This is a genomic window from Streptomyces sp. NPDC008086, assembly GCF_042957325.1.
In the GTDB taxonomy this organism is placed as follows: domain Bacteria; phylum Actinomycetota; class Actinomycetes; order Streptomycetales; family Streptomycetaceae; genus Streptomyces.
In genome coordinates this window covers 605,529-620,065 of record NZ_JBIBIA010000006.1, presented here as the reverse complement: position 1 = coordinate 620,065, position 14,537 = coordinate 605,529, and the positions used below count along the sequence as shown (strand labels likewise).

Here is a 14,537-nt window from a genome sequence, read left to right as displayed (position 1 = left end):
GGAAGGGTCACGCGTCGTCACCCTCGCGCATAGGAACCCGCACGCCCCGCTCGTCGGCGACGGAGTCCGCGATGTCGTAGCCCGCGTCGACGTGCCGGATGACGCCCATCCCGGGGTCGTTGGTCAGCACTCGGCGGATCTTCTCGCCGCCGAGCTTCGTGCCGTCGGCCACGGTCACCTGTCCGGCGTGGATGGACCGCCCCATGCCGACGCCGCCGCCGTGGTGGAGGGAGACCCAGGAGGCGCCGGAGGCCACGTTCACCATGGCGTTCAGCAGCGGCCAGTCGGCGATGGCGTCGGAGCCGTCGAGCATGGCCTCGGTCTCCCGGTAGGGCGAGGCGACGGAACCGCAGTCGAGGTGGTCGCGCCCGATCGCCAGCGGCGCCGCCAGCTCACCGCTCGCCACCATGTCGTTGAACCGCTCGCCCGCCTTGTCCCGCTCCCCGTACCCGAGCCAGCAGATGCGCGCGGGCAGGCCCTGGAAGTGGACCCGCTCGCCGGCCATCTTGATCCAGCGGGCGAGCGACTCGTTCTCCGGGAAGAGGTCGAGGATCGCCTTGTCGGTCTTGGCGATGTCGGCGGGGTCGCCGGACAGGGCGGCCCAGCGGAAGGGGCCCTTGCCCTCGCAGAACAGGGGGCGGATGTAGGCGGGGACGAAGCCGGGGAAGGCGAACGCCCGCTCGTATCCGGCGAGTTGGGCCTCGCCGCGGATCGAGTTGCCGTAGTCGAAGACCTCGGCGCCGGCATCCATGAAGCCGACCATGGCCTCGACGTGCCTGGCCATGGACTCGCGGGCGCGAGTGGTGAACCCGGCCGGGTCCTTCGCGGCGGCGTCGGCCATGTCCTCGAAGGCGAGGCCGACGGGGAGGTAGGCCAGCGGGTCGTGGGCGGAGGTCTGGTCGGTCACGATGTCGATCGGGGCGCCCTCGGCGAGCATCCGCGGGAGCAGCTCGGCGGCGTTGCCCAGCAGGCCGATGGAGAGCGGGCGGCGGGCGTCACGGGCCTCGGTGGCGAGCTGGAGCGCGTGGGCGAGGTTGTCGGCCTTGACGTCCAGGTACCGATGCTCGATGCGGCGCTCGATGGCGCGCGGGTCGCAGTCGATGCAGATCGCGACGCCGTCGTTCATGGTGACGGCGAGCGGCTGGGCGCCGCCCATGCCGCCGAGTCCGGCGGTGAGGGTGATCGTCCCGGCGAGGGTGCCGCCGAACTTCTTCGCGGCGACGGCGGCGAAGGTCTCGTAGGTGCCCTGGAGGATGCCCTGGGTGCCGATGTAGATCCAGGAGCCGGCGGTCATCTGGCCGTACATGGTGAGGCCGAGGGCCTCCAGGCGGCGGAACTCCTCCCAGTTGGCCCAGTCGCCGACGAGGTTGGAGTTGGCGATGAGGACGCGCGGGGCCCACTCGTGGGTCTGCATGACGCCGACCGGGCGGCCGGACTGGACGAGCATCGTCTCGTCCTGCTTCAGCCCCTTCAGCGTGCGCACCATCGCGTCGAAGGAGCGCCAGTCGCGGGCGGCCTTGCCGGTGCCGCCGTAGACGACGAGCTTGTCGGGGTGCTCGGCGACCTCGGGGTCGAGGTTGTTCTGGAGCATCCGCAGGGCGGCTTCCTGCTGCCATCCCAGGGCACTCAGTTCCGTACCGTGCGGTGCTCGGACGGGGCGGGGTCCTGACATGGTCTGCCTCCCAGCGGACTGTGACTGCGAACTGTTGAGGTGGATATTCACATCCTGAACTGCTGAATAGAACTAGTCAATATGTTCGCGGGCCAGCACGCGCGCGTCCTGGATGTTTGGCTGGATGCATGGGCTCGTACGACGACATGACGGGGGATGCCATGGACACCGGAGCGGACGACGCCGAGCGGGTGGCCCGACGGGACGACGCCGTGCGGGCTGCGGTGGAGCAGGGGCTGCTGGCCCCCGGCGCCCCCATCGTCGGACTGCTGGACGTCACCGGTATCCGGGAGTCGGCGGCGGCGCTGCGGGCGGCGTTCGACGCGGTCGTGGCGCCGGGCACGCCGGTGCTGCACGCCTTCGCGGTGAAGGCGACCCCGCTGGTGCCGGTGCTGCGGCTGCTGCGCGAGGAGGGCGTCGGCGCGGAGGTGGCGAGCCCGGGTGAGCTGGCGTTGGCGCGGGCGGCGGGGCTGCCTCCGGCGATGACAGTGCTGGACTCGCCCGCCAAGACGCCGGCCGAGCTGCGGGAGGCGCTGGCTCTGGGCATCGCCGTCAACGCGGACAACCCGCAGGAGCTGGACCGCATCGACGCCCTCGTGCTCCCCCACAGCCCGAAAGGCGTGGGAGATACCCCCATGACCGCGAGCCGCTCGCCGCTCGGGATCCGGGTGAATCCGCAGGTCGGCGGGGGTTCCATCGAGGCGACGTCCACGGCCACGGCGACCTCGAAGTTCGGGGTGGCGCTGCGCGACGAGGGGGCCCGGGAGTGGGCCGTACGGGCGTACCAGGACCGCCCGTGGCTGACCCGGCTGCATGCGCACACCGGCTCGCAGGGCATCCCGCTGTCGCTGATGGCGCAGGGGGTCGCGGCGGCCTACGAGCTCGCCGAGGAGATCAACCGGCGGATCGGACGGCGGCAGATCGACACGCTCGACATCGGCGGCGGGCTGCCGGTGAACTTCGCGTCGGACGCCACCAGCCCGACGTACGCGCAGTACGCGCGGCTGCTGAGCGAGGCGGTGCCGGGGCTGTTCGACGGGCGGTACGGGCTGGTCACGGAGTTCGGTCGCTCGCTGCTCGCGAAACACGGGACGGTGGTGGCGCGGGTCGAGTACGCCAAGAGCGCCGGCGGGCGTCCGGTGGCGGTCACGCACGCGGGGGTGCAGGTCGCCACGCGGACGGTGTACGCGCCGGGGAGCTGGCCGCTGCGGATCGGCGCCTACGACGGCAAGGGGCGCCCGAAGGAGGGCCCCGCGGTGGTGCAGGACGTGGCGGGGCCGGCCTGCTTCTCGGGCGACCTGCTGGCCGAGGGGGCGGCGCTGCCGCTGCTGGAGCAGGGGGACCACGTGGCGGCGCTGGACACGGGGGCGTACTACTTCGCGCACCACTACGCGTACAACTCCCTGGCCCGGCCCGGCATCTACGGCTTCGCGCCGGACGGGGCCGGGGGCATGGCCTTCGCGACGGTCCGGGAGGCGCAGTCGCTCGACGAGATCGTGGCCGAATCCGGAGGGGCGCACACGGCCTCGCTCACCACCCTGACCACACCGACGCACCGTTGACGCAGGCCGATCCGGAGCCGTGGTCCATACGCGATCAAGTCACGTGAAACAGGGGCAGTCGACCCACCCTAGTCACTCGGCGCATGTTCCACTGGAAAATGCCCGAACGCTCACTCGCCGCACACACGTTGCGTAGTTTGGCCGTCACTCAGCCGGACCCCGAGGTGGGAGGGGAGCGACGGTGCCCGGAATCGACGAGTGCTTGCTGGAGACGATGCGGTTGCCCGGTGCGCGGGGCGCCGCGCTGGTCGACTGGACGAGCGGGCTGGCCCTGGGCACGGTGGGCGACCCTCCGGGCGGTGATCACGAGACGGCGGCGGCCGAGGCGGCGGAGCTGGCCCGACTGGCCGCCGAGCAGCAGGCGTTCGGCCCCGGCGACGGCACCGACGCCGCGGATCCGCCCGTCGAGGACCTGATCCTCAGCAACCGGGACAGCTACCACGTGCTGCGGTTCGTGCCGACGTCCTTCGACAGCAGCGTGTTCCTGTACCTGTGGCTGGCCCGCGCGGACGGCAATCTGGCGCTGGCCCGCATCCGGCTCGGCGAGATGGCCGAACGGCTGGTGCTGGGATGACCGTGGTCGGAACCACCCCGCCGCCCCGGCTGCCGGTCCGGGACCGGGCGACGGCGCACCAGCGGGCCGGAGTCGGTGTCTCGCCGATGCTGACCCGGCTGGCCGAGGAGCGGGCCACCGGTGTCCTGGACCGCGAGCACGGCACGCTCCATCTCGCCGAGGGCCGGGTGGTGCACGCCGAGAGCCCGCTCGCCCCCGGTCTCGCCGAGCTGCTCACCGCCCACGGCACCCTCGCCGCCGAGGCCTGGCGGGACGCCGAGGACAGCGCGGACGAGGAGCGGCTGGCTCGGTACGGGGTAAGGCCGGGCGCGCTGGAGCTGGCGCAGGTCGGCGCGCTGTTCGACGCCGCGTACTTCGCGCTGGCGCCCAGCAGCACGCCGGGTCGCTTCCGCTACGGCCCCGCGCACTGGCTCGCCTCGGTGCATCCGGTGCCGGTGGCCGCGCTGGAGCGCGAGATGCTGCGCCGCCGCGCCCTGCTGCGGCGCATCTGGCCGGACCCGGCGACGGACGGTGCGCCCCTGGTCCGCGCCGACCCGGTCGCGGCCCCCGCGGTGCCGACCCGGCAGGCCGCCGTACTGGAACGGGTGGACGGCGTGCGCAGGGCCGTGGACATCGCGCGGGAGCTGGGCAGACCGGCGTTCCACACGCTGGTGCACATAAGGCGGCTGGCCGCGGCGGGGCTGGTCGCCCCGCAGCCGCCGCCCGCCCCGGACCCACCGCCCGACGTCGTCGCCGCCGACCCCTATGTCGCGCTGCTGAAGAGGGTCAGGGATGCGCTGGAGGCCCTTTGACCTTAAACCGTTCGAGGACCGCAGGCCCCTGGAGGCGCGCGATCCCGTCGAGGACCGCGAGCCGGCCGGGGTGCCTCGCCCGCCGCAGCGGTCCCGTGCCGAGAGGAGAAACCTGATGGCGGCCGAGGCCCCGATACTCGACGAGTTCCGTCGGCTCAGAGCCCGCGTGCCCCAGCTGACCGGAGCGCTCGCGGCCGGCGTGGACGGCCTCGTCCTCGCCCACGACACCCCCGGCGTCGAACCGGACGGCCTGGCCGCCCTGACCGCCGCCGCGCTCGGCGTCGCGGTGCGGGTGGCGGACGCCACCGGCCGGGGCGACTTCCGCGAACTGCTCGTACGCGGGGCGGACGGCTATGTGGCGACGTACGCGGCGGGCCGAACGGCCGTGCTGACGCTGCTGGCCACGGACGGCGTCAACGTCGGCCGGCTGCACCTGGAGGGCCGCCGCGCCGGGGCCCGCATCGGGGAGCTCGTCGACGCGAAGGCGGCCCCGGTGCGCCGCAGCCCTGCCAAGAGCCCCGCCAAGGAGCCCGCCAGACCCATGCCCACCCGCACGAAGACCGCGCGTGCCGCACGCACCACCACCGCCGACGCGCGTACCACTGCCGAGAGTTGAGAGGAACACACGTCATGGCCAACACCGAGACCACCCTGAAGGAATGCCTCGCCTCGATCGAGGGCGCGACGGGGGCCGCGCTCGTCGACTACACCAGCGGGATGGCGCTGGGCACGCTGGGCGGCAGCAAGACCTTCGACCTGAATGTCGCCGCAGCCGGCAACACCGACGTCGTCCGCGCCAAGATGCGCACGATGGAGCACCTCGGACTCAAGGGCGGCATCGAGGACATCCTGATCACCCTCTCCGACCAGTACCACCTGATCCGGCTGATCACGGGGCGCGGCGGCAACGGCCTCTTCCTGTACCTCGTGCTCGACGCCAAGCGGGCCAACCTGGCGATGGCCCGGCACCAGCTGAAGAAGATCGAGGAGGAGCTGGAGGTCTGAGCCGCCCCGGCCACGGAGGCCGGGCTACACCGGCGCCGCGGTGCGGCGGCGGCTCCCGCCCGGGGCCGCGTCGCCCGCGGCGATGCCCGTACCGCGGTAGGCCTTGACCGCCTTGCCCGCGGGCCGGCCGCCCCGCCCGTCGAGCCAGTCGACCCGCACCCACAGCAGGGCGTTCCCGTCCCGCTCCCGCCGGCCGAGCCACGCCGCCTTGAGCCGCAGCCCCGTGCCGCACCCCGCCAGCAGCATCCCGCCCGCGGCGGGCACGGCGAACGCGCTGCCCAGCGCGGCGAGGAAGGCGAGCAGCAGCCACCAGCGGTGGCCCCGGCGCCAGTTGCGGACGGCCACGGCACGGTCCTGGAGGACGTCGTGCCTGCCGGCGCGGGCGGCCGAGCGGCTCAGCTCGGTGTAGCGCCCGCGGCGTACGTACGCGACGACGGCCGTCGCCACGACGAACAGCGCCGCCCCGGCCAGCACCCCGATCCGGCGTCCCGTCATCCCCGGCGTCAACACCCCGATACCCGCCGCGAACACCCCGAGCCACCACAGGGGCGCCGCCCCGGCCCGTACGACGACGGCCACCCGGGCCAGCCCCTGTCCTCCTCCGTGTGCCACGTCCGGCCTCCCGTCTCACGTCTGTCCAGATGCTGTGCGCGCACGCTAGCCACCGAACGTGAGACGAGCCTTAAGAAGTCACCCTGCCGCCCTGCACCCTGCCGCCCTCACCGGCTCACTCGACGAACAACCCCCGCGCCGCCGCCCGCGCGTCGAACTCCTCCAGCCGCGCCTGCGCGTCCGGCAGGTCGTCGCACATCGCCTCCAGCAGGACCCGGCCCAGCAGCATCGGCGCGCAGGCCGTGTCGAAGGCGAGGCCGGTGCCGACGGCGGCGGGCAGCAGCAGGTCGGAGACCTTGGCGACCGGCGCGAACGCGGAGTCGGCCACGGTCACCACCGTCAGCCCGGCCTCCTTGGCGTAGGCGAGGGTGTCCACGACCTCGCGCGGATGCCGGGGCAGCGCGAAGCAGAGCAGGGCCGTGGCGCCGGCCCGGACGGCGGCGTCGATCCGGTCGTGGATCATCGTGCCGCCCTCGTGGAGCAGCCGGACGTCCGGGTGGACCTTGGCGGCGAAGTAGGAGAAGCCGTACGCCTGGGAGGCGGCCGCCCGCAGGCCCAGCACCGGCAGCGGACGCGAGGCAGAGAGCACCCGCCCCGCCTTCTGCACCGGGCGCGGGTCGGCGAGAACCTCCGCCAGGTGCCGGAGGTTCTCGATCTCGGCCTCGACGGCCTGCTGGTACTCGTTGTACGAGCCGGCGTCGGCCGCCTGCTCCACGGGCGCGACCTCGCGCAGGTGCCTGCGCAGCGCCGGGTAGCCGTCGAAGCCGAGGGCGACGGCGAAGCGGGTCACGGAGGGCTGGCTGACCCCGGCGAGCTCGGCCAGCTCGACGCTGGACAGGAACGGCACGTCGGCGGCCCGGCGCACCATGCTGTGCGCGATGCGCCGCTGGGTCGGGGTGAGCCGGTGCCCTTCGAAGAGCGCCTGAAGTCGCGCGGCGGGACTGTCCGCCCCGCTCGTGTTCCTGTCCGCGCTCATGCCGCGCTCCCCCTCCAGATGTCCGTGAACCGGTCCAGCAGTGCTGCCGCCGCCGTCACATCATCGGTGAGCGGCCGGTCGGCCAGGTCGTCGTCGAGCACCGACTCGGCCAGCGCCAGCGCCCGGCCCACCGGCAGCTCCGGGTCGGGCCGCAGGTCGCGCAGGCGCAACGCCCGTACGGCGGCGACGAGTTCGCAGCCGACGACGAGACGGTACGCGCCGCACGCGCGCAGTGTCTGCCGTGCGGCGAGCGAGGCGAAGCTGGCCTGCTCCTCCACGCCCCGGGAGAGTACAGCGTGCCCGAGCGAGGCGGGGGCTGAGAAGGCGCGCAGGTCGCCGAGGGCAGCGGCGGCGGCGTACTCCAGGATCATCACGCCGGACGAGGCGGGTTCGGGATCGGCGAGGAAGGGCTTGAGGCGGGTGTAGGCGGGCTCGTTGAGGGTGGACAGGCGGGACGTCGAGAGCCGGGCCACCTGGGTGAGGGCCAGCCTGAAGTGGTCCAGGGCGAGGGCGAGTTGGGCCTGGTAGAAGCCGCCGTGGTGGTAGGCGGCCATGTCCTCGGGGGAGATGAGGGGGTTCTCGGCGGCGGCGTTGATCTCGACCGCGAGCACCTCCTCCAGGGCGTCGGCGGCGTCGTGCGCGGGGCCGTGGATCTGAGGCAGGCAGCGGAAGCCGTACGGGTCCTGGATCCGGCCGAGCGGCGGGGTCGGTCGGTCCTCGGCGCCGATCAACGCCCGCATCCGGCGGGCGACTTCGGAGCTGCCCCGGTGCGGCCGGGCGGTGTGCACGGGGGCGGCGTACGCCTCGTGGGAGCCGTCGACGGCGAGCAGGGACAGGGCGGCGACGACCTGGGTGGCGGCGACGAGTCCACGCAGTTCGTGCAGGGCGAGGGCGGCCTGGCCGAGGGTGAGGGCGTTGCTGCTGATGAACGCGAGGGCGTCGTTGTTGTCGAGCGGCTGGGGCTCGGGCGCCCCGGAGCCGCGCCAGGGGTGCTCGCCGGCCAGCGCGAGGCCGGTCTGGGCGAGCGCCGCGAGGTCGCCGGTGCCGACCGAGCCGAACTCGTTGACGACCGGGTGGGCGCCGCTCTCCAGGGCCTCGCACAGCGCGGTGATGACGGTGGGGCGCAGGCCGGCGCCTCCGGCGAGCAGCTGGTTGGCGCGTACGGCGAGCATGGCCCGTACCTGCCGGGCGGGCAGTTCCTCGCCGATGGCGCCGGCGTGGCTGCGCAGCAGGCGCAGGCCGTGCTCGGCGGCGGCGTCGGTGGGCACGTCCTCGTTCCGGTTCGCGCCCACGCCGGTGGAGCGGCCGTAGACGCGGCCGGTCGCGGCGATGAGGCGGGCGGCGTCCCAGGACTCCTCGGCGCGCTTCATCGCGTCGGTCGCGGGAACCGGCCGGGCGCTCCCGTCGGCGAGGCGGGCGACGTCCTCGACGCCGAGTCCGATCCCGTCGAGGACGACGAGGCCGGTGTGGACGGATCCCGCTGTGTCCACGATCCGAGACGACATCAAGCCCAGACTCCCCTCAACCCGGACATTCGATCTTGCCCTTCGGTCATCCGTTACTTCGGATTTACACCAACCCGTTGACAACCTATTCAGCTACCAAGAACTCTGCATGACGTTATACAGCCGGGCAAGGGACATCTCATGATCCAGTTCGACGCGGTCCACAAGCGCTTCCCCAACGGCACGACAGCAGTCCACGATCTCTCCCTGGACATGCCGGAGGGCGGCGTGACCGTCCTGGTCGGATCCTCCGGTTGTGGCAAGACGACCACCCTGCGGATGATCAACCGGATGGTCGAACCGACCTCCGGCACCATCCGGGTCGGCGGCAAGGACGTCACCCGCCAGGACGCCGCCGAGCTGCGCCGCTCCATCGGGTACGTCATCCAGCAGGCGGGCCTGTTCCCGCACCGCACGGTGCTCGACAACATCGCCACCGTCCCGCTGCTGCTCGGCTGGAGCCGCCGCAGGGCGCGTGCCCGGGCGGCGGAACTCCTGGAGACCGTCGGCCTGAGCGCCGACACCGGCAAGCGTTACCCGCACCAGCTCTCCGGCGGCCAGCAGCAGCGCGTCGGCGTGGCCCGCGCACTCGCCGCCGACCCGCCGGTGCTGCTGATGGACGAGCCGTTCGGCGCGGTCGACCCCGTGGTGCGCACCCAGCTCCAGGACGAACTCCTGCGCCTGCAGAAGGAGTTGAGCAAGACCATCGTCTTCGTCACGCACGACGTCGACGAGGCCGTACGGCTCGGCGACCAGATCGCGATCTTCCGCACCGGCGGCCACCTGGTCCAGTGCGCCCCGCCCGCCGAACTCCTCGCCCGCCCCGCCGACGACTTCGTGGCCGACTTCCTCGGCGCCGAGCGGGGCCTGAAGCTGCTGAGCCTGCGCACCCTCGCGGACGTGCCGCAGGGTCCGGCACCGGAGGGCGGCGACTGGAGCCTGGTCCTGGACGAGGCGAACAGGCCCGTGAACTGGGCGTCGAAGGACGCCGAGATCCCCGTACGCCCCCTCAAGGACGACGACTCGCTCCTCGCGGCGCTGAACGAGTCCATCGCCTCCCCCACCGGCCTGATCGCCCGCGTCGACGCGGCCGGCGTCCTCACCGGCGTCACCTCCCGCGACGACATCCACCAGCACGCGGGCCAGGCGCACACGGAAGCAAGGGTGACCGCATGACCATCGACTGGTCGTGGATAGGCGACCACACCGACGACCTCACCACCCTCACCCTCTCCCACCTCCAGGCCGCGCTCACCGCCGTCCTCCTCGGCGTCCTGATCTCCCTGCCCCTCGCGGTGATCGCCCACCGGATCCGCCCCCTGCGCGGCTTCCTGCTGGGCCTTTCCAACGTCCTGTTCACGATCCCGTCGATCGCGATCTTCGTACTCCTGCTCCCGGTGTCCGGCCTCACCCGCACCACCACGGTGATCGGCCTGACGGTCTACACGCTGGTGGTCCTGCTCCGGAACACCGTCGAGGGCCTGGACTCGGTCCCGGTGAGGGTGAAGGAGGCCGCGAAGGCGATGGGCACGCGCCCCCTGCGCACACTCCTGACCGTCGAGTTCCCGCTCGCGCTGCCCGTGATCATGGCCGGCGTCCGGATCGCGACCGTCATGTCCATCTCCCTGGTCTCGGTCGCGACCTACATCGGCGACGGCGGCCTCGGCCAGCTCTTCACCGACGGCTTCCAGCGCAACTTCCCGACCCCGGTGATCGTCGGAGTGGTCCTCACGCTGCTCCTGGCCGTGGTCGCGGACGCGGCGCTGGTCGCCCTCCAGTACGTCCTGACCCCGTGGCGGAGGCGGCGAGCCTGACATGTACGAACTCTTCAAGAACCTCGGCGCCTGGCTGGTCGGCAGCGAGCAGTGGACCGGCCCGGACGGCATCGCGCACCGCCTCGCCGAACACCTCCAGTACTCCCTCCTGGCCACCCTCATCGCCGCCGCGATCGGCCTCCCCCTCGGCCTGCTGATCGGCCACACCGGCAAGGGCGCCTTCCTCGCCATCAACCTCGCGTCCTTCGGCCGCGCCCTGCCGACCGTCGGCCTGGTCGTGCTGGTCTTCCTGGCCGGCGGACTGTCCATGCTGCCGGTCTACGTCGCCCTGGTCGCCCTCGCGGTCCCGGCGATCGTCACCAACACCTACGCCGGGATGACGGCCGTCGACCCGGACGTGAAGGACGCGGCACGCGGGCAGGGCATGCGCGGCCACCAGGTCCTGCTCCAGGTGGAGCTCCCCCTCGCCCTCCCCCTGATCATGACGGGCCTGCGCCTGGCGCTGATCCAGGTCGTGGCCACGGCGACGATCGCCGCGTACGTCTCCTTCGGGGGCCTCGGCCGCTACGTCTTCGACGGCCTCGCCCAGCGCGACCTCGTGCAGGTGCTCGGCGGCGCGGTGCTGGTCGCCGTGGTCGCCGTGATCCTCGACCTGGCCCTGTCCGGCCTCCAGCGCTTCCTCTTCCGCCACCGCACTGCCTAGGGAACCTTCCGATGAACCGTCGTACTCTCCTCGGCGCGCTCGCAGGAGCGGCCGTCACCGTCCCCGCGCTGTCCGCCTGCTCCAGCGGCATCACCTCCCTCGAAGGCGAGGGCTCCGCCGGCTCCGGCGGCGGCTCCAGCAAGGGCGGCATCACCATCGGCACCGCCAACTTCACCGAGAACCAGGTGCTCGGCTACCTGTACGCCGCCGTACTGGACGCGGTCGGCGTGAAGGTGAACGTCCGCCCCAACCTCGGCACCCGCGAGATCCTCATCCCCGCGCTCAAGGGCGGCGACATCGACCTGCTCCCCGAGTACCAGGGCGCCCTGCTGCACTACCTCGACACCAAGTCGACGGCGACGGAGGAGGGCGAGATGCAGAACGCCCTCACGGTCGCCCTCCCCAGCGGCCTCCAGGTCCTGCCGTACGGCATGGCCGAGGACTCCGACGCCTTCGTCGTCACCCGGGAGACGGCCGAGAAGTACGGCCTGACCTCCCTGGCCGACCTGAGGAAGCAGAACGGCAAGCTGGTGATCGGCGCGGCGCCCGAGGTGAAGAAGCGGGAGGTCGGCGCGGTCGGCCTCAAGGACGTCTACGGGGTCGAGTTCAAGGAGTTCAAGTCGCTGGACTCCTCCGGTCCGCTGGTCAAGGGCGCCCTGAAGAAGGGCGACGTGGACGTGGCGAACCTCTTCACCACGGACACGGACATCCAGGCGAACGACTGGGTGGTGCTGTCGGACCCGAAGAACCTCATCCCCGGCCAGCACGTCGTCCCGCTCATCGCCGACCGCAAGGCCGACTCCACCGTCCGCAAGGCCCTCGCCCGTCTCGGCAACACCCTGACCACCGCCCAGCTGACCGAGCTGAACCGGCAGGTCGACAAGGACAAGAAGGACCCCGAGGACGTGGCGAACGCGTATGCGAAGGAGCACGGGCTGGCGAAGTGACGCCGTCCGTCCGGCCGTGCACCCCAGCCGAACAGGGGGGCTAACCCCAGTGCGGCGGTCGTGCGGGCTCCCTACCGTGGAGCGCATGACCGGAATGGACGCGCGGGACACCGAGCTCAAGAAGGAACTCAACGCCACCCTGCAGGCCCGCAGGGAGCTGGGCGAGGAGTACGAGCCCGCGCTGGTCGACTCGTTCATGGAGAAGGTCGACCAGCGCATCGACGGGGCGGTCGAGCGCCGGCTGCGGCGGCAGCTGGCTGAGCAGCAGATGGCGACGGCCCGGGGCGCACGGTCCCCGAAGCCGACGGACTCCTTCGGCGAGCGATTCGGCTTCGGCATCGTCTCGCTGGTCGCGGCGATCCCGCTGTCGGGCATCGGCGGCGGAGTCGCCGGCCTGCGCGGCCTCCTCGTCACCTGGATCGGCATCGTCGGCATCAACGTGGTGCAGGCGGTGCGCAACAACCCCGACATCTTCCGGGGCCGCGGCAAGCCGTCCAAGGGCGAGGACCGCTGGGAAGACTGAACCTCCGGCCTTCGATCGGCCGGGGAAAGAGTGTGGCGGGGACCGCCGCACCCCCGTTACCGGGGGGCGGGACGACGGCGGTCCCCGCGAAGGACGTTGACCGGGTCAGGACCGGGTTTCACGTCCGGGCGTCCATGGAGGTCCGGGAGCCGCTCCGGAGGTCCTTGGACGTTTTGGTGCCGGCCTGGGCGGGGAGCCGCTCCCGCCCTGCCGACATCCACTAATGTGCCCGACCCGTGTTAAGCGGGTGCTGCGTGAACGTGACGCGCTCGTACCAGTTCCGCGACGGCCCGAGCAGCCCCGGTCATCCCGAGTTCGCCGCGGCCACGCCCCGTTCACCGCGCGTTCGCCCTACTTCCCGCCCTTGGCCAGGAAGGCCAGCAGGTCCTGCCGGCTGACCACCCCGGTCGGCTTGCCCTCGACGAGGACGATCGCCGCGTCCGCCGTGCCCAGCACGGACATCAGGTCGCCGACCGGCTCGCCGGAGCCGACCTGCGGCAGCGGGGCCGACATGTGCTTCTCCAGCGGGTCGTCGAGCGAGGCCCGCTTGGTGAACAGCGCGTCCAGCAGCTCGCGTTCGACGACGGAGCCGACGACCTCCGCCGCCATGACGTCCGGGTGGCCCGCGCCCGGCTTCACGATCGGCATCTGCGAGACGCCGTACTCGCGCAGCACCTCGATGGCCTGACCGACCGTCTCGTCCGGGTGCATGTGGACGAGGGACGGGATGGCGCCGTGCTCCTTGTCGTTGAGGACGTCGCCGACGCGCGCGTTCGGGCCCTCGTCCTCCAGGAAGCCGTAGTCGGCCATCCACTCGTCGTTGAAGATCTTGCTGAGGTAGCCGCGCCCGCTGTCGGGGAGCAGTACGACGACGACGTCGTCCGGCCCGAGCCGCTCGGCGACCTCGAGCGCGGCCACGACGGCCATGCCGCAGGAGCCGCCCACCAGCAGGCCCTCCTCCTTGGCGAGGCGCCGGGTCATCTGGAAGGAGTCCTTGTCGGACACGGCGACGATCTCGTCGGCGACGGTCCGGTCGTAGGCGGTGGGCCAGAAGTCCTCACCGACGCCCTCGACGAGATACGGCCGCCCGGAGCCGCCGGAGTACACCGAGCCCTCGGGGTCGGCGCCGATGACCTGCACCTTGCCGTCGCTGGCGTCCTTCAGATAGCGGCCGGTGCCGGAGATGGTCCCGCCGGTCCCCACGCCCGCGACGAAGTGGGTGATCTTCCCCTCCGTCTGCTCCCACAGCTCGGGGCCGGTGGAGTGGTAGTGGGAGAGCGGGTTGTTGGGGTTGGAGTACTGGTCGGGCTTCCAAGCGCCGGGCGTCTCGCGTACGAGCCGGTCGGAGACGTTGTAGTAGGAGTCCGGGTGCTCGGGGTCGACCGCGGTCGGGCAGACGACGACCTCGGCCCCGTAGGCCCTCAGCACGTTGATCTTGTCGGTGCTCACCTTGTCGGGGCACACGAAGATGCACTTGTACCCCTTCTGCTGGGCCACGATGGCGAGCCCGACCCCGGTGTTGCCGCTGGTCGGCTCGACAATGGTCCCGCCGGGCTTGAGCGCACCGCTCTCCTCCGCGGCCTCGATCATGCGCAGGGCGATGCGGTCCTTCACGGAGCCGCCCGGGTTGAAGTACTCCACCTTGGCCAGGACGGTCGCCCGGATGCCCTTGGTCACGTTGTTGAGCCTCACCAGCGGGGTGTTGCCGACGAGGCTGATCATCGAGTCGTGGAATTGCACCGTTGTCTCCGGATGCTGCAAAAGAAGTGGTCTGAAGTGGTCTTACTGGTTCCGCCAGCCTATGGCCTGCAGGGGGCCCATGACGGTCGTTCACTCCTCGTTGGGATTGGGCCACGGTCCGTGCGGGGCAAGCAGTGGATGTACGGCTATGA

The 14,537-nt window shown here is 72.1% G+C and carries 15 protein-coding genes; 10 read left to right on the top strand and 5 right to left on the bottom strand.

Annotated elements, in window-relative coordinates; translation table 11 throughout:
- Positions 1 to 7 precede the first annotated feature (7 nt).
- Entirely contained in the window at positions 8 to 1,672 is a 1,665-nt protein-coding gene (hutU, locus tag ACFZBP_RS24185) for a urocanate hydratase (RefSeq protein WP_391415979.1), read from the bottom strand.
- Positions 1,673 to 1,800: 128 nt separating this feature from the next.
- Between hutU and ACFZBP_RS24180 the strand changes: the two genes are divergently transcribed.
- The 5 genes from ACFZBP_RS24180 to ACFZBP_RS24160 all read left to right on the top strand — a co-directional run bounded on the left by ACFZBP_RS24180 (position 1,801) and on the right by ACFZBP_RS24160 (position 5,604).
- Positions 1,801 to 3,234, top strand: coding sequence for a diaminopimelate decarboxylase (locus ACFZBP_RS24180; protein WP_391415977.1), 1,434 nt, complete (start codon positions 1,801 to 1,803; stop codon positions 3,232 to 3,234).
- 181 nt (positions 3,235 to 3,415) lie between these two features.
- Positions 3,416 to 3,808: a hypothetical protein gene (locus ACFZBP_RS24175; protein ID WP_383448318.1), complete on the top strand. Its 393-nt coding sequence runs from the start codon at positions 3,416 to 3,418 to the stop codon at positions 3,806 to 3,808.
- Positions 3,805 to 4,599 carry a transcriptional regulator gene (locus ACFZBP_RS24170; protein ID WP_391415975.1) on the top strand — a complete coding sequence of 265 codons (795 nt, stop codon included), beginning with the start codon at positions 3,805 to 3,807 and terminating at the stop codon, positions 4,597 to 4,599. Before ACFZBP_RS24175 ends, ACFZBP_RS24170 begins: the two co-directional genes overlap by 4 nt.
- Positions 4,600 to 4,714: 115 nt before the next feature.
- Positions 4,715 to 5,215: a roadblock/LC7 domain-containing protein gene (locus tag ACFZBP_RS24165; RefSeq protein ID WP_391415973.1), complete on the top strand. Its 501-nt coding sequence runs from the start codon at positions 4,715 to 4,717 to the stop codon at positions 5,213 to 5,215.
- Positions 5,216 to 5,229: 14 nt separating this feature from the next.
- Positions 5,230 to 5,604 carry a hypothetical protein gene (locus tag ACFZBP_RS24160; protein WP_383448309.1) on the top strand — a complete coding sequence of 125 codons (375 nt, stop codon included), beginning with the start codon at positions 5,230 to 5,232 and terminating at the stop codon, positions 5,602 to 5,604.
- 24 nt (positions 5,605 to 5,628) lie between these two features.
- On the opposite strand, the gene ACFZBP_RS24155 is transcribed toward ACFZBP_RS24160, so the two are convergent.
- From ACFZBP_RS24155 to ACFZBP_RS24145, 3 genes are all read right to left on the bottom strand, one after another.
- Positions 5,629 to 6,216, bottom strand: coding sequence for a hypothetical protein (locus tag ACFZBP_RS24155; RefSeq protein WP_383448306.1), 588 nt, complete (start codon positions 6,214 to 6,216; stop codon positions 5,629 to 5,631).
- 115 nt (positions 6,217 to 6,331) lie between these two features.
- The gene (locus tag ACFZBP_RS24150) at positions 6,332 to 7,192 is read right to left on the bottom strand and encodes a MurR/RpiR family transcriptional regulator (RefSeq protein ID WP_383448303.1); all 861 of its coding nucleotides are present in this window, start codon (positions 7,190 to 7,192) and stop codon (positions 6,332 to 6,334) included.
- Positions 7,189 to 8,697: an aromatic amino acid ammonia-lyase gene (locus ACFZBP_RS24145; protein WP_383448300.1), complete on the bottom strand. Its 1,509-nt coding sequence runs from the start codon at positions 8,695 to 8,697 to the stop codon at positions 7,189 to 7,191. The genes ACFZBP_RS24150 and ACFZBP_RS24145 overlap by 4 nt, the downstream gene beginning before the upstream one ends.
- Positions 8,698 to 8,838: 141 nt before the next feature.
- On the opposite strand from ACFZBP_RS24145, the gene ACFZBP_RS24140 reads away from it, so the two are divergent.
- The 5 genes from ACFZBP_RS24140 (at position 8,839) to ACFZBP_RS24120 (ending at position 12,645) form a co-directional block, all read left to right on the top strand.
- The gene (locus tag ACFZBP_RS24140) at positions 8,839 to 9,873 is read left to right on the top strand and encodes an ATP-binding cassette domain-containing protein (RefSeq protein ID WP_391415970.1); all 1,035 of its coding nucleotides are present in this window, start codon (positions 8,839 to 8,841) and stop codon (positions 9,871 to 9,873) included.
- Positions 9,870 to 10,511, top strand: coding sequence for an ABC transporter permease (locus ACFZBP_RS24135; RefSeq protein WP_383448291.1), 642 nt, complete (start codon positions 9,870 to 9,872; stop codon positions 10,509 to 10,511). The genes ACFZBP_RS24140 and ACFZBP_RS24135 overlap by 4 nt, the downstream gene beginning before the upstream one ends.
- Before the next feature lies 1 nt (position 10,512).
- Positions 10,513 to 11,175 carry an ABC transporter permease gene (locus tag ACFZBP_RS24130; RefSeq protein ID WP_383448284.1) on the top strand — a complete coding sequence of 221 codons (663 nt, stop codon included), beginning with the start codon at positions 10,513 to 10,515 and terminating at the stop codon, positions 11,173 to 11,175.
- A gap of 11 nt (positions 11,176 to 11,186) precedes the next feature.
- The gene (locus tag ACFZBP_RS24125; RefSeq protein ID WP_391415968.1) at positions 11,187 to 12,122 is read left to right on the top strand and encodes a glycine betaine ABC transporter substrate-binding protein; all 936 of its coding nucleotides are present in this window, start codon (positions 11,187 to 11,189) and stop codon (positions 12,120 to 12,122) included.
- Between the two features lie 85 nt (positions 12,123 to 12,207).
- Entirely contained in the window at positions 12,208 to 12,645 is a 438-nt protein-coding gene (locus ACFZBP_RS24120; protein WP_391415967.1) for a hypothetical protein, read from the top strand.
- A gap of 351 nt (positions 12,646 to 12,996) precedes the next feature.
- Here the strand turns inward: ACFZBP_RS24120 and ACFZBP_RS24115 are convergent, their stop codons facing one another.
- Positions 12,997 to 14,385 carry a cystathionine beta-synthase gene (locus ACFZBP_RS24115; protein ID WP_383448275.1) on the bottom strand — a complete coding sequence of 463 codons (1,389 nt, stop codon included), beginning with the start codon at positions 14,383 to 14,385 and terminating at the stop codon, positions 12,997 to 12,999.
- Positions 14,386 to 14,537: the final 152 nt, after the last annotated feature.